The following is a 13,693-nucleotide window of genomic DNA, read 5'->3' as shown; positions in this document are numbered from 1 at the left end:
GCGCTCCGCCGCCCGCCAATTCGACTGGAGCGACCGGCCCCCTGCCCTACCCGTGCCAATCGTCGCTTGAGAGTCCTAACCCCTCTCACGATCAGGTGGGCAAGCTCATCGTCGCCCAACTCGTTAACCATATCGTCGATCTCGTGGCGGCTGGCCCGCTTTGCCAAAGAAGTAAGCGACACGGCCTCTATAGGTTGGTTTACCGGAGTTTCCCTCGGGATGGCAGGGATTGGACGCTTAGCGGCAGCAGGCTTGGGTGGGGAGACTCCGAATAGGTCTCCCTGCCTCTCGTCCCAGGATTGTCGCCGCCGCGTCGGGCCCCGTCCCAAAGGTTGGCCTCCCCTGCCCTGCAGGATGGCAAGGCGGTCAACTCGCTCCTGGATCCACGATTCACCCCGCCCTCTTGGTCTTTACCATAACCGCGGGGCTGATCATCGATCCAGCTCCGCAGCGGCCAACGACGCGACCTCTAGATCAATAGCTGCCAACGGATCACCGTCGCCCAAGAACCACACAGCCGATAGCCCAGTCCAGGCTAGGATCCAGCGTAGTAGCCGTCGCCGTTCCAGCCCTGCGGCAGAGGTGACGAGCTCCAGACGACGCGCGAAGCGGCCGGGCATAGTTGCAACCGGGTGTGTAGGATCCGCCAGATCGGGGTTCGTAAAGATGTTGGCGAAGTCGAAGCTGCGCTCCCCGAGCAAGCGCTTCGGATCAATGGCGAGCCAGCCGCGTGCTCCGAAGTCGAGCACGTTGTCGTGGTGCAAGTCACCATGCAGAACCCCGACCTCATGGGGTGCAGCCAGCAGCGTACGGGCCGCCTCAGCGCAGTGGACCAGAATGCCCCCATGCGTGGCGGCTGCCGGCTCCAGGTCGCGAAACCAAACCATCAGTGGGATCAGGTCAGGATGAGGCTTCGGCCTGGGGGCGTGGAGCCGAGCAGCGGTAGCACATAGAATGCGGCAGGCTTCGTCATCGCGGCCGGACCGGGCCATTTCAGCGAGAGAGTCAGAGCCGGTAGCACGCTCCAACAATAGGGCTTCATTGTCCCGAGCCAGAACCCGCGCTGCGCCTTCTCCGTCCCACCATTCCATCAGCACGCCGCCGAAGCGCTCGTCCTCCTCATGGGATATCTTGAGCATGGCGGGCTCGCCATCCTGTGTTACCGGCAACAACCGAGCGGCTGGGGTGGTGATAGGATTGCCGTCGGGAACCAGCTTCCAAAGAGTCAGGTAGGGCTCAAACATCGGTCAGACATATCACAGCGTATGGCCACTTAGGAGACGCGGGCCGCTACGGTTGGTGAGTGCGAAGGGCCAGATGTTATCCACGAAGAGTGCAGGTGAGGACTTGATCGGTTGTTCGCGGACAACTAGGCGCCGGACATCAGGTTCGTCCCGCTGCAACAAGCGCGCTCGAGATTTGTATTTCGAGGGTTGTCCGCGGACAACCCATGGCTTCGACCCGTTCCACACTCGGTCCGCCCTTTAAGAAATGGCGGCCTCCACACAGCTCCTTTCAGTCGGTTGTCCGCGGACAACCGATCTCCCGGCCGAAAGTTGGCAAAGTTACAGCACGACGGATCCTACACAGGACAAGACCATTCCGGTAGCTTAACTCTCGTTTTGGGACGGCAATGGAATAGGGTAGGGGGTGTCCGCCGGCGCCTTGATTGATGGGTTGTCCGCGGACAACTACACTGTCCCGCCGATCTCACTCCAGATCGGGCCTACGACCGAAAAGGCTCCCAGACGTTCTCCTTCAGAGCCTCAAGATCGTGTTCTGCGGACTGGCTGCCGGTAACCGCTCTGCCGCGTCCGGTGCCTACTACGCGCAACCCGGCAATCGCTTTTGGTCGGCCGTCTCTTAGGTAGGGCTGACATCTAGGCAGCTCCAGCCCCACGATTTTTTGGAATTGCCCAAGTTCGGCATTGGCTTCACCAATCTCGCAAAGAAGGCGTCCGAAACCGCCCCCGGTCTCGGGGATAGCGACTACAACATTAGGTCTTTCGCAGGACGGATGGCCCAGTCCGGATCCAAGATCATTGCCTTTAACGGGAAGGAGGCCGCAGCCAGGTTCCTCGAGCGCCGAACGGGGAAAAACCTACTGGATTTCAGATCGAACGGGTTGGGAATCGCGGATCTACGTCGTTCCATCGCCGTCAGGGCTGGCATCCCGTTACTGGCAGATTGCGCCGTAGCGTGAGCTAGCGCGGGCAGCCTCCATGCTATGCCACCTGAAGGAAACGGCTCATTAACCATATATCTGCACTCTCACTGAGCCACGCCGCTCTGGCGCAACCACATAGTTGCTCGCACTTAGAATAGAGCTGCACTTGACGGCCCAGGATGGGTTGTCCGCGGACAACCGGCGGCTGATGTTCAACCGGCACATTCGTTGAGAATGCCCCCAGCAGCCTGGCCGGCGCCTTTCTGAGAGGGGCCGTGCCCGTCAAAGAGGGGAGGGGGCGGTCACTGCTGCCTTCAATTCTTCGCTTCCGTCGAGGATATTTCGACCTATTCAGCTCACTTGAGCAAAATTCGAGCGTGCTATTAACCGGTTCTTAACATCCCAAGGGCGTACTGAGGTCAGCGCAGATTTACCGATCTAGGGCCAATTCCGCGCGGAAACGCAAGGAACCGTACATGACAGCAGTTCAGCAGCCTTCATCCATTCCTGTAGTCCCACCGGCTCTCGACACCGCTTCCAATAAGCAGCAGATCGTCCTTGACGCCGACATCCTCGCAAAAAAGCTACAGGAACACACCCAGAGGATCTTTCCTCCAGTTGCGAAGAAGGCCATCCGCCGCTTTACCTCAAGCGAAGCCTCGAAATTCTTAGGCATTCATGAGGGCTATCTCCGGCAACTTGCGGCAGAGGGCAAAGCTCCCCTGCCAGAGATGCAGCCAAATGGCCGGCGGACTTTCTCGATTGAGGAAGTGAACGCAGTCCGAGAGTTCCTCGAAGGGACAAAGTCCAACCGCCGTTATATCCCTCATCGAGTTGAGGGCGAGAAGCTCCAAGTCATTTCGGTAATCAATTTCAAGGGCGGAAGTGCGAAGACGACGACGACGGCCCACTTAGCTCAGTATCTTGCTCTTCGCGGTTATCGCGTGCTCGCTATCGACCTGGACCCGCAAGCGAGCCTTTCGACACTCTTCGGGAACCAGCCGGAACTCGACGTGCGGGACAACGAAACGCTGTATGGGGCAATCCGGTTCGACGAACATCGCACCCAGATTGAGAACATCATTCGGTCGACCTACCTCCCGGGCCTTCATTTCATCCCCGGCAATCTCGAACTCATGGAATTTGAGACAACCGCGCCTGCCGGAAGGAATTCCAAGATCTTCTTCATGCAGGTCCTGGAAGCCCTGGAGTCGGTGGACCAGCACTACGACGTTGTCGTCATGGATTGCCCACCGAATCTCGGTTACCTGACCATGGCGGCTCTATGTGCTGCAACATCGCTTCTTGTGACAGTTCATCCGCAAATGCTTGATGTGCTGTCCATGGCTCAATTCCTCAGGATGGTTGGCGAAGTCACGACCACTCTTGGAAGGCACCGCAACGACTATGACTGGCTGCGATACCTTGTTACTCGATACGAGCCAAGCGATGGACCTCAGAACCAGATGGTTGGGTTCATGCGGTCTCTGTTCGGACATCGCGTGCTGCAGAACAGCATGCTGAAGAGCACCGCGGTTGCGGATTCCGGGATCACAAAGCAAACCTTGTACGAAGTCGATCGGACCAAATTCAACAAGGGTACTTACGACAGAGCTTTGGAGGCCTTGGACCTCGTTAACGGCGAAATCGAAGATCAAATCCGTAAAGCGTGGGGGAGGCACTAATGGCGCGCAAGAATCTTATTTCCTTTGGGAACGATGATGCTGATGGCTCCCCCAGCGCGAACCTTGGGACTGCCGGAGCACCCGCTCCCAACCCTGTAGGGGAACTTCAGGCCGAGGCCGCTGCTGCAATTACCGGTGATCGTCCTCTCTCCGACCGGCCACTTGCTGATCGGCCACTTGCTGATCGGCCACTAGCCTCTCGTCCTCTCGCAGACCGTCCTCTTGCAAGCAACGTTGCTGGCGAGCAGATCGCCGTGCTCCCAACTAAGCTTCCATCTCTCAAGACCTCGCCTCTTCGAGCAATGAAGGAAGCTGTCGACTCTGTTGGTCGCGTTGAGGAACTCGAGGAACAGCTTCGAGCTGGTCACACTATTGTCGATCTCGATCCTTCCGAGATTGATGCGTCGTTTGTTCCTGACCGAATGGCCTACTCAGACGAAGCCCATAAGGAGCTCGTTGCAGCCATCAAGTCTGAAGGGCAGCAAGTTCCAATCCTAGTGCGGCCACACCCTGAGCACTCTGGACGGTACCAGGTAGCCTACGGCCACCGCCGACTTCGAGCGATCAAGGAACTCGGCATAAAGATCAGAGCCGTCGTTCGCGAACTCACCGATGAGCAACTCGTCGTTGCTCAAGGCCAAGAGAACAATGCCCGCACAAACCTGAGCTTCATTGAGAAGGCTCGTTTTGCATCACGCCTGGAAGAGCGCGGCTTCCGGCGGGAAGTAATAATGCAGGCACTTTGCGTCGACAAATCTATGCTTTCAAAGATGCTCTCAGTCGCAAACGCAGTTCCCGGTCACATCATCGATGCAATCGGCCCTGCACCGAAGATCGGCAGAAGGAAATGGGAAGACCTTTCCGGATTGATCAAGCCACGCACCATTGACAAGGTTCGCAGTGCAATTGAGCGTGCCGAGAAGGCGGGCCGGGACAGCGATGCCATTTTCGAAGCTGCGTATAGGGCACTCATTACAAAGGAACCTGGCTCAAAGCCTGAAACATGGACTGCTCCCGACGGCGTCCGTCTCGCGAAGATTTCCGTTACGGATGACAGGTTCTCTCTTGTCATTGATCGGAAGGTATCACCAGAATTTGGGGACTTTCTCAAATCACGACTAGAAGATCTCTACAACGAGTTCCAAGGCGCCAAGCAAGCTTGATCCGTGCGTTCTAGAGGGCAGTTGTGTTCGACTGCCCTCACTCATGAACGGGCAATTATCGACCGCACTGCTAAGTAGGTCGCCATAAGACTTGCAACGCGAGAGCTGCGGGTGTTCCCTGGGGAGCATGCAACGACATGATCACTCTCCCGAGACGTGGCTCGACGAGGCGGATCGCAAGCGGCTGGCCGCAGCGCTTGCTGGCGCCCGTGAGGCTCGTGTGTATCGCCGCCTCGAGGCGCTGCTGCTGGTGGCCGAGGGCCATTCCATGGCTGAGGCGGCCCGCCGCTGCCGCGTCAACCGCTCCAGCGTGCATCGCTGGCTGGCGCAGTACCGGGCCGAGCATGAGGCCAGCGCGCTCCTCGACCGGCCGCGCAGCGGGCGGCCTCGCCTGCATCGCCCGCTGACGCCGCAGCGACTGGCGGCGGCCCTGGCGCGCGACCCACGCCGCTGCGGCTATCAGGCCACGAGCTGGACGGTGCCGCTGCTGGCGCACGACCTAAGCGCGAAAGGCATCGCGGTCAGCCCCCGGACCTTGCGGCGGCGGCTGCACGAAGCGGGCTATCGCTGGAAGCGGCCGCGCTACGTCTATGTCGCGCGCGCGCCTCACCTGCCGCAGAAAAAGGGGGGATCACCCGACGTCTGAAGGCGGGCTGGCACAGGGGCGATCGGCTGCTGTGCCTCGACTGGACGCTGCTGCGGCTGTTTCCGCCGCTGCGCGCGACTTGGGCGCTCAAGGGCGCTCAGGCGGTCGTGCCGATCACCGGCCGCAATGCCAAGCGGGTACTGTTCGGGGGCATCGACCTGCAAAGCGCGCGCCGGGTGGTGCTGATCCGTTCCCACGCCGGTCAGGCCGATGCCCAGGCGTTCCTGCGCACGCTGCGGCGCCGCTACCGCCGCGCCGGCTGGCTCTGGCTGCTGACCGATCGGGCCAGCGCCCACACCGCCCCGCAGACCCAGGCGCTGGCAGCCCGGTTGCGCATCCGCTTCGTGTGGCTGCCCCGGCAGGCCCCCGAACTGAGCCCGATGGATCAGCTTTGGCGTGAGCTCAAGCGGCTGGTCGCGGCCAACCGGCAGGCCGCGTCCATCGATGCTCTAGCCGCCGATGCCGCAGCCTGGGTGCTGACGCTGACGCCGCAACAGGCATGTCGCAAGGCGGGCATGGCCTCCAAACACTTCTGGCTCAGAAAAATGTTGCAGAACTTTTGGCGACCTACTTAGACAGATTGGAGCAATCAGAAAGTGGGCTCGTGGTCTACCGAGCAACGGCAGTAGGGGAGGGTGCCGAACTTGGAGGGCTTGCTATCGACAAACGGGTTTTCGTACAAAGTCAGAAGTCCTGTGCAAACGATCGGTTGATGACGATCGGTAAGCGATTCCGTTTACCACTCAAAGAGGGCAGGGCTTCCCTCAGCCCTGCTAAAATGGCTTAAAACAAGGACTTCTGAGATCCTTCAGCCGTCCGGGGAGCTGCATAAGCGCTTATGATGAGGCCTCAGGTAGAGTGGCTCACGATGCAGCCGACAAAACAGCTCGCATCCGTCCATCAGACCGTAACCAGCCGCGAGCAAGCTTCCACTAACTTCGTTCCAGCGTTTTACCTCAACAACTTAGCAGTTGCGTGGAAGCGTAGCCTTTGAAACGGGCAAGGATCGGAAAACCTCAAGTGAGAGGAGCCTCACCCGCAGAAACCCCGCGGCCTCTGTCAGCATCAGAGTAGAGATTGTCGCGCCACCCAAGACGTATTCACGGCAGTTGAAGAGGGGAGGGCAGGGGGTGCAGAGCAGAGTTCTGGAGGGAGGTGCCTGCCGCCTTTCCCTGCCCAATCTTGAGTGCGCCCGGCGCCTGAGGACGTCCTTATGGCAGGATGCAGGACGCGTTAATGACGATCGGCCGTTCGCGAGAGGAATGAGATCGTGGCAGAGACAGGAGGCTACCACGTTGTCCTCGGCGCCACCGGCGGCGCCGGGCGTGCCCTCGTGACTGAGCTGGCACGCCAAGGCCGCCGTGTGAGGGCCGTCAGCCGCCGAGCCACCGAGCCATGGCCTAAAGGCGTTGAGGCCGTCACGGCCGACATCATGCGATCAGACGAGGTCCGGAAGGCCTGCCGGGATGCGGCAGTCGTCTATCACGCGGCGAGCGTGCCCTACGCGCAGTGGCAGCAGGTCCTGCCGGCGATGACCGAGAGCGTGATCGCCGCAGCCTCCGCTGCCGATGCCGTTCTCGTGGTGGTCGACAACCTCTACATGTACGGCCTGTCGAGGGGTCCGATGACCGAGGATAGCCCGCGCCGGGCGAGCGGTCCCAAGGGGCAGCTGCGGGCCCGCCTGGAAGAGATGTTCCTGGCCGCACACAGGAGTGGCCGGGTCGGTGTTGCGGTCGGTCGCGGCTCGGACTTTTATGGACCCCATGCCACCTCAGCCGCCAACCTGCTGGTGATCGAGCTGGCCTTGCGGGGAAAGACGGCCTCCTGGCTCGGCTCATTGGATGCGCCTCATACGCTCACCTACCTGCCGGACTTTGCCCGCGGTCTGATCACTCTCGGGACGAATGCCCGCGCCTGGGGCGATGTCTGGCACATTCCGAGCGGCCCGCCGGTGACGGGCCGGACCTTCATCGCCGAGGTGTTCGAGGCCCTGGGCCAGCCGCCCCGGATGCGGCGGCTCGGACGGGGCATGCTGATGCTGGCTGGCCTGTTCAATCGCCAGATCCGCGAGGCACGAGAGGTGCTCTATCAGTTCGAGCAGCCGTTCGTGATGGACACGTCCAAGTTCGAGCAAGTGTTCGGGGGCTCAGTCACGCCGCTACGGGAGGGTATTCGCCAGACCATCACCGCTCTGCAATCCACCCTCTGAGCATGTACCGCCCGCATCCCATCATCAGCCCGCTCTAGCGAGGACCGGGAAGGGCGAACCCACGCCCAGTCCTCATACCACCGGAAGCTGGCTTGGTGTAGACAAGCTGTCGATGCCACGGGCACCAGCTGGATCCGTCATCGGTCGGGGCCCCGCAGAAGATCGCCTCGGTTTCGTCCGAGACAACATAGCGGCATTGCTGCGCCCGCAGTTTGAAGAGCGTGGTTCGGTCGCGGGAAGAAGGCTCGGGGATCTCAGGCATCGAATACTCAGTGACAGTGACCTGACTCCTAAGGGCCTTGGTCACCAGGAGTTCCGTGCCGGTGTGCCTTTCCTGACATAGCCAGGCACCTATGAATGCGGCACATTTCGGGAGGCGTGGGCCTCTCAATGGTTAGAGCCGGCCGCTCATAACGGTCTGGTTGGGGGTTCAAGTCCCTCCGCCCGCACCAGTCCGATTGCTGCAGCTTACTGGCCCGTCCAGGTCTCGATGGCTTCCTTCAAGCCCGCAGGCAAGTCGATCGGAGCCTTGGACTCCGAGGCTGTTCCTGAGGAAGCGAGCTCAGAGAGGAGCGCCCGGTACCTCTCGATCTTGGGTTCCTGCGCCGTGTCGACGCTCTCCATCGCATCATCCGGCGAGCCGGAGAACAGACAGAGGAGTGCGAGGATCGCGCGCATGGTTCGACTCCATCCGGGAACACAGGGGGCGAGCATACCGTGGCATTTTCGGGACCGGGGAGGCGTGCGGAAAGGCACACCCTATAGAGGGGCCGATCCATGCCGGACACGTTGCCAATCATCCTGTCGGACATGGTCACCGGCGCTTTGCGACCGTTGCCGCGGGCCCACCTTGCCAATGCCTGTGTCCGGAGAACAGGGCGGACACGATGATGCAGGCGTATGTTAGCCAGTTCCAACCTGTTGCAGCGCTGAACACGAGACCACCAACAGCGCCAGTGAATGCGCCACCAGCAAGACCCACGAGGCCTCGCGTGGCTCTCGTAGCCCAACCATGGATGGGAACGATGGCTCGAGTGAGTTGAGTCGCGCAGTATGGGCAGCGAGTAGAACCTATGTTGATGGTGCTGTGGCAGGCAGGACAGGAGCAAGTACGCACGGTGGTCTCAACTACGCAAAAGGAGGCTGCCATAAGTGGGCCATGGCGCTTAATGAGCGGTTTCACGACACGCTGCAGCCGCCCATATTGTCACCTCGACCCAATCGAATTGTCTGCCTGAACCGCAGGCAAGAAACGTCGCCAGCTGCCGAATTCATCTGACCGTGCGATGGCGGGAAGGTCGGATCATGGCACTCCTGAGCGTAAGCGTTTGGTCCGCTTCGGCATTCAAGTGCCGACGTTTGTTAAGCGGTCGTAACGTGAAATTTTGACCCAGGGCCGACTCTGGATGGACTCTGCAACCGTAGGTTTGGCCTCAACCGACCAAGCGGAGGGTCTGCCTTCGACCCATGCTGCCGTTCGGAGGCATATCTGTCCCGCCTGAAATCGGAGGGTAAGGCGCGGACATTGGTTGACAATTCGATCTCCGGCATCCATTTGTGTAGTACACTACATAATAGTAAGCTGCATAAATGGTTTCCGACCGACAGAGCATTGCCACGGAGCTTTCCTTCGCGCTCAACGCCGCCGCCAACCGGATGGTGCGGTTGCACAAACCGCTTCTTGAGCCGCTGGGTCTGACTTTCTCGCAGTACCTGGTCACGCTGGAGTTGCTGAACGGCTCGCCCCTGACCGTTGGTGAGCTGTGTGCCCGCCTCGACATGGAAACCGGCACGCTTACGCCGCTGCTCAAGAGACTGGAGGCCGCTGGCGTGGTCACGCGGACACGTGACGCTTCTGACGAACGCCGGGTTCTCATCGATCTCACCCCGCGTGGTCGTGGCCTGGAAGGCGAGCTCCGCGCCATCCCCGACAAGATCAGGGTGGCGTGTCAGCTCACCGTGGACGGCCTCGAAGAGCTTCGCCGCACGCTCGACGGCCTTGCGCGTCCGATCACTGCCCCTTGAGGGGCGCAACCAACACCAATCGAAAGGAACAAACATGAAGATTGGCGTCATTGGCATTGGCAACATCGGCGGCACACTTGCCCGCAAGCTCAGTGCGGCGGGGCACGAGGTCCGTGTCGCGAACTCGAAAGGCCCTGAGGGCGTGCGCTCCTTCGCTCAGGAGATTGGCGCGACCCCCGTCGATGCCCGCGGGGCAGTCGAGGGCGCGGACCTCGTCATCCTGTCAATCCCGTTTCCTGCCGTGGCGAAGCTTCCCAAGGACCTGTTCGATGGCCTTCCCGAGCGTGCCCCGATCGTGGATACGGGCAACTACTATCCCGACCTTCGTGATCCCCACATTCCCGAGCTTGACGACGGGAAGACCGAGAGCATCTGGGTCTCCGAGCAGATCGGCCGTCCCATCATCAAGGCCTTCAACAACATCCTCGCCCATTCGCTCGCCGAACTCGGCCGTCCGGAAGCATCGCCCGTCCGCATCGCCGTTGCGGTGGCAGGCGACGACGCCGAGGCGAAGCGGATCGTCATGGGCATCGTGAACGAGGTCGGCTTCGACCCCGTGGACACAGGTTCGCTGGCGGAGTCCTGGCGCCAGCAACCCGGCACCCCGGGCTACTGCTGCGACTACGACGCGGAGACGATGCGCAACGCCTTGGCGGAAGCCGTTCCCGGCAAGGCGCCTGCGATCCGCAATCAGCTTTACGACTGCATCGGACAGCTTAGCCCCAACCCCAGCCATGCCGACATCATCCACATGAACCGCTCGGTGCATTCAGGCAACTGAGAACAGAAACATTCGACCTTGAGGAATTTGTCATGAAAATCGGAATTTTGGGGAGTGGGTCCATCGGCGGAACTCTGGCTAAGAAGTTCAGTGCTTCTGGCCATACCGTAAAGGTGGCGAACTCGCGTGGACCGGTTACGATCGACGCCGACGTGCTGTCCACGGGTGCCCGCGCGGTCACGAAGGAGGAAGCCGTGGCCGACGTTGACGTCTTGATCCTCTCGATCCCCTTCATCCGCATTCCCGACCTCGCACCACTGCTCGCCGACCTTCCCGCGGAGACGGTGGTGATCGATACGTCGAACTACATCCCGGCGCGTGACGATAGGATCGAGGCAATCGAGAACGGGCAGACCGACAGCGTCTGGGTCTCCGAGCAACTTGGTCGTCCGATCGCGAAGGCGTGGAACTCGATCTATTCTGTGACACTGAAAGAGATGGGCAGGCCCGCAGGCCACCCGGAGCGCCTCGCCGCTCCCGTTGCGGCCGATCGTGACCGGGATCGGGACGTGACGATGGCACTTGTCGAGGAGTCGGGCTTCGACGCCTATGATGCGGGCGCGATAGCGGACTCCTGGCGACAGCAGTGTGGCTCGCCCTGCTACTGCACCGAGGTCACACTCGCAGAACTACCTGAGGCTCTGGCAGCGGCTGATCTGACCCGCTCCCGGAAGCGGCAGGACTTGTTCTTCGCAGTTTATCTGGAGCGGTTCGGTGGGGTCGGGACGAATCCGGGCCGAGACTTCGTAGTGCGACTTTCGCAAGTGCTCAACGCTGCTTAGATCTGGCACTCCTATCCGCTTTCTGGGCGCGGTTCGGCTCGGAGAGCAGGTGGCGAAGGATATGATCGCGGCCCGAATTGGGCCGGACCTGCGCATGGCCGTTGTCGGGACGCCCCATACTTTGCATTGGGCCATGCCAGAAAAGCCAAAGGGCCGCTTTTGGCACGAGGCTGACCTAAGTCGAATTTCTGCATTCGCGCGATGAGCAGACTCTTACAAGGCTGCGCTTAAAGGCTGTCATTGACCCGACGCGGCCTTTCCTCACTCCGACTTTTCCGTTGCTTGGGCTGTCCTCGGTCGGTCGGGAACACGCCTCAACGTGACCACGAGCTCGCGCAGGCAGATGTCAGGGACGCCAAGCGGGCGGTCCAGATCGGCTGAAGCGGCGCGCAACGATTCCCGTTCCGATTTTGCACCGAACGTGGGTGTACCAAGCTTTGCGGCGACTGGCAGAAGAACGTCCATACAGCCTTGGAGAAATGCTCGCGTGCCTTCTCTGGTGATCGCGCCACCACCTTGATAAGTTCAGCGTGAAACACGGCAGTGCGCCTGTACGAGAAACAATCAGGCCGCCTGATGCGAGCGGTTGGATGGGGATCCAAGTCGCTCTGATACTTTGGCAGCACACTCCAAAAGCTTGGTCGCGATAGGGCTTTCCCAATCCGCATCGAAGGTGCCCTCGGGCCCAATTGCAGTGATCGCGAGCGCGACAGAGCCCGATTGATCAAATACCGGGACACTGAAGGCATTGACGCCCGGAATCGGACGGCCGACGGCTCGCGCCATACCCTTTTGCCGCACCTCCACCAATGCTGCTTCGATCTGCTCGCGTGACATATGCCGCGCCGCTTCATTCCCGACAGTGGCCTCGCGCTGGCCGGCTTCAAGGAAGGTCTCGATCAGCTTGGCCGGCAGGAACGCTGCGAATACTCGTCCCGTGGCCGTTCCAAGGAGCGACATCACGCTTCCTGCGCGCATGTTGACATGAACGGCAGCGCTTGCCTCCTCGATGCGGATGATGGTGGGACCATGATTGCCCCATAGGGCGAGGGCGACCGTCTGCCCGATCTCGGGGGCAAGTTCAACGATTGCATCTGTTCCGATGCGGACCGGGCTTAGGCGGCGCATGCACGCAAGGCCCATCTGGAGGGCCAGCGGACCGAGTTCATAACGCCCACTGGCCCTGTCCTGCTCCACCAATCCCAACCGCATGAAGCTCACGAGATAGGGGTGAGCCTTAGCAGGAGCCATTTCAGCAAGGGCGGCGACCTCGCGCAACATCATGGGCTTGCCGGATTCGACCAGCGCCACCAGCAACTGCCCTCCAACTTCCACGGACTGAATTCCGCGCTGGCCATTGTCCATTGTTCAATCCCTCATCTAATGGGCAACCTTAGCAAATGCGATCGACCTAATGCAATAATTAATTATTATCAAATGTATTGACCATTATCTAACGGGCCTGTATCAAGGCTCTATTCCAAAAAGGTGCGGTCGAGGAGGAGAGCCCCGATGGTCGTCAGGATGGGACTGTTGCAGAAGAAGCCTGGCCTTAGTGACGCTGAGTTCCGAGCGCACTGGCGGGATCTGCATGGGCCTCTGGCCGCTAAGCTTCCAAGCCTGCGGCGCTACCACCAAAACCACGTGGTGGACCGCGAGCAGCGTGGTATCGTCTATGCGAGAGGCTCCCACGACTTCGACGGGATCTCAGAGCTCTGGTTCGATGACCTGCCGTCCATGCAGCGCGCCTTCTCGAGTGACCTCGTCGAAGAGGTCGCAGCGGACGAGGCCTCGTTCATTGGCGACCTCAAGTTGATCACCGCGATTCAGCAGCAGGTGGTCCCGGTGCCGACGGGGGCGCGCCTGATCAAGCGCATGTCGACCCTGAAACGCAGGCCCGATGTGTCCTTGGAGAAGTTCCAGCACGAATGGTTCCAAGTGCATTCCGTGCTGGTGAAACGGTTGCCAGAGGTGAAAGGCTACACCCAGAACCTCATCTTCGACCGCGCTCATGGCCGCGGCAGGCCCGCGTCTTATGACGAGCTCCCAATCGACGGCATCGTGGAGCTCTGGTTCAGCGATCGCGAGAGCCTGGACGCCGGATTTAACTCACCTGCCGGCAAGACGCTGATGACCCATGCAGAAGAGTTCATCGCCGAGATTTCAACCTTCCTCGTCGAAACGCACGAGGTCGTCTGACGCTGGCGTATGCACAGCCCAGCCCAAACTGGAGGA

General features: G+C 60.6%; 13 protein-coding genes, 1 tRNA gene and 1 pseudogene. 11 read left to right on the top strand and 4 right to left on the bottom strand.

The genetic code is table 11. From position 1 onward, the window contains the following. Window positions 1–431: 431 nt before the first annotated feature. Window positions 432–1,244, bottom strand: a complete 813-nt coding sequence (locus FS320_RS00770) for an aminoglycoside phosphotransferase family protein (protein WP_152708687.1) — start codon at window positions 1,242–1,244, stop codon at window positions 432–434. 1,399 nt (window positions 1,245–2,643) lie between these two features. Between FS320_RS00770 and repA the strand changes: the two genes are divergently transcribed. From repA to FS320_RS00740, 5 genes are all read left to right on the top strand, one after another. Continuing rightward, a complete protein-coding gene (gene repA, locus FS320_RS00760) occupies window positions 2,644–3,852 on the top strand; it encodes a plasmid partitioning protein RepA (protein WP_152708685.1) in 1,209 nt (402 codons plus the stop codon). Then, the gene (gene repB, locus FS320_RS00755; RefSeq protein WP_152708684.1) at window positions 3,852–5,015 is read left to right on the top strand and encodes a plasmid partitioning protein RepB; all 1,164 of its coding nucleotides are present in this window, start codon (window positions 3,852–3,854) and stop codon (window positions 5,013–5,015) included. Before repA ends, repB begins: the two co-directional genes overlap by 1 nt. Window positions 5,016–5,142: 127 nt before the next feature. Then, the gene (locus FS320_RS00750; RefSeq protein WP_244626895.1) at window positions 5,143–5,661 is read left to right on the top strand and encodes a helix-turn-helix domain-containing protein; all 519 of its coding nucleotides are present in this window, start codon (window positions 5,143–5,145) and stop codon (window positions 5,659–5,661) included. After that, entirely contained in the window at window positions 5,583–6,236 is a 654-nt protein-coding gene (locus tag FS320_RS00745) for a transposase (RefSeq protein WP_338105264.1), read from the top strand. Before FS320_RS00750 ends, FS320_RS00745 begins: the two co-directional genes overlap by 79 nt. Before the next feature lie 695 nt (window positions 6,237–6,931). Further along, window positions 6,932–7,870, top strand: a complete 939-nt coding sequence (locus FS320_RS00740; protein ID WP_162002728.1) for an NAD-dependent epimerase/dehydratase family protein — start codon at window positions 6,932–6,934, stop codon at window positions 7,868–7,870. A 34-nt stretch (window positions 7,871–7,904) separates the two neighbouring features. Here FS320_RS00740 and FS320_RS50595 read toward each other — a convergent pair whose 3' ends face one another. Continuing rightward, complete coding sequence (locus tag FS320_RS50595; protein WP_152708682.1) at window positions 7,905–8,132, bottom strand: GcrA family cell cycle regulator; 228 nt, start codon at window positions 8,130–8,132, stop codon at window positions 7,905–7,907. Window positions 8,133–8,241: 109 nt separating this feature from the next. Here FS320_RS50595 and FS320_RS00730 point away from each other — a divergent pair. Then, window positions 8,242–8,322: transfer RNA gene (locus FS320_RS00730), tRNA-Met, on the top strand. Window positions 8,323–8,338: 16 nt separating this feature from the next. Here the strand turns inward: FS320_RS00730 and FS320_RS00725 are convergent. Then, window positions 8,339–8,548 carry a hypothetical protein gene (locus tag FS320_RS00725; protein ID WP_152708681.1) on the bottom strand — a complete coding sequence of 70 codons (210 nt, stop codon included), beginning with the start codon at window positions 8,546–8,548 and terminating at the stop codon, window positions 8,339–8,341. 912 nt (window positions 8,549–9,460) lie between these two features. Here FS320_RS00725 and FS320_RS00720 point away from each other — a divergent pair. From FS320_RS00720 to FS320_RS50590, 4 genes and pseudogenes are all read left to right on the top strand, one after another. Beyond that, window positions 9,461–9,895 (top strand): MarR family winged helix-turn-helix transcriptional regulator, encoded by a 435-nt coding sequence (locus FS320_RS00720; protein WP_152708680.1) that lies wholly within the window; start codon window positions 9,461–9,463, stop codon window positions 9,893–9,895. Further along, window positions 9,885–10,676 (top strand): NADPH-dependent F420 reductase, encoded by a 792-nt coding sequence (locus tag FS320_RS00715; protein WP_274597136.1) that lies wholly within the window; start codon window positions 9,885–9,887, stop codon window positions 10,674–10,676. The genes FS320_RS00720 and FS320_RS00715 overlap by 11 nt, the downstream gene beginning before the upstream one ends. Before the next feature lie 32 nt (window positions 10,677–10,708). Next, on the top strand, window positions 10,709–11,458 hold the full coding sequence (locus FS320_RS00710) for an NADPH-dependent F420 reductase (protein ID WP_152708678.1): 750 nt from the start codon (window positions 10,709–10,711) through the stop codon (window positions 11,456–11,458). Window positions 11,459–11,474: 16 nt separating this feature from the next. Further along, a pseudogene (locus FS320_RS50590) lies at window positions 11,475–11,573 on the top strand (LysR family transcriptional regulator); the annotation flags it as partial. 449 nt (window positions 11,574–12,022) lie between these two features. On the opposite strand, the gene FS320_RS00705 reads toward FS320_RS50590, so the two are convergent. Continuing rightward, window positions 12,023–12,823, bottom strand: coding sequence for an IclR family transcriptional regulator (locus FS320_RS00705; RefSeq protein ID WP_152708677.1), 801 nt, complete (start codon window positions 12,821–12,823; stop codon window positions 12,023–12,025). 147 nt (window positions 12,824–12,970) lie between these two features. Between FS320_RS00705 and FS320_RS00700 the strand changes: the two genes are divergently transcribed. Continuing rightward, window positions 12,971–13,657, top strand: coding sequence for an EthD domain-containing protein (locus FS320_RS00700; RefSeq protein ID WP_152708676.1), 687 nt, complete (start codon window positions 12,971–12,973; stop codon window positions 13,655–13,657). The last annotated feature ends 36 nt before the right edge of the window (window positions 13,658–13,693 follow it).

The organism is Microvirga tunisiensis (assembly GCF_009296175.1).
GTDB classification, from domain to species: domain Bacteria; phylum Pseudomonadota; class Alphaproteobacteria; order Rhizobiales; family Beijerinckiaceae; genus Microvirga; species Microvirga tunisiensis.
The sequence above is the reverse complement of the archived record's forward strand: the minus strand, read 5'-3'. Positions and strand labels throughout refer to the sequence as shown.

What these genes read in the sequence shown, in the direction of transcription:
- FS320_RS00725 (WP_152708681.1), bottom strand. Translation starts at nt 8,548, where the DNA reads ATGCGCGCGATCCTCGCACTCCTCTGTCTGTTCTCCGGCTCGCCGGAT.
- FS320_RS00700 (WP_152708676.1), top strand. Translation starts at nt 12,971, where the DNA reads ATGGTCGTCAGGATGGGACTGTTGCAGAAGAAGCCTGGCCTTAGTGAC.
- FS320_RS50595 (WP_152708682.1), bottom strand. Translation starts at nt 8,132, where the DNA reads ATGCCTGAGATCCCCGAGCCTTCTTCCCGCGACCGAACCACGCTCTTC.
- FS320_RS00705 (WP_152708677.1), bottom strand. Translation starts at nt 12,823, where the DNA reads ATGGACAATGGCCAGCGCGGAATTCAGTCCGTGGAAGTTGGAGGGCAG.
- repB (WP_152708684.1), top strand. Translation starts at nt 3,852, where the DNA reads ATGGCGCGCAAGAATCTTATTTCCTTTGGGAACGATGATGCTGATGGC.
- FS320_RS00770 (WP_152708687.1), bottom strand. Translation starts at nt 1,244, where the DNA reads ATGTTTGAGCCCTACCTGACTCTTTGGAAGCTGGTTCCCGACGGCAAT.
- FS320_RS00720 (WP_152708680.1), top strand. Translation starts at nt 9,461, where the DNA reads ATGGTTTCCGACCGACAGAGCATTGCCACGGAGCTTTCCTTCGCGCTC.
- repA (WP_152708685.1), top strand. Translation starts at nt 2,644, where the DNA reads ATGACAGCAGTTCAGCAGCCTTCATCCATTCCTGTAGTCCCACCGGCT.
- FS320_RS00750 (WP_244626895.1), top strand. Translation starts at nt 5,143, where the DNA reads ATGCAACGACATGATCACTCTCCCGAGACGTGGCTCGACGAGGCGGAT.
- FS320_RS00710 (WP_152708678.1), top strand. Translation starts at nt 10,709, where the DNA reads ATGAAAATCGGAATTTTGGGGAGTGGGTCCATCGGCGGAACTCTGGCT.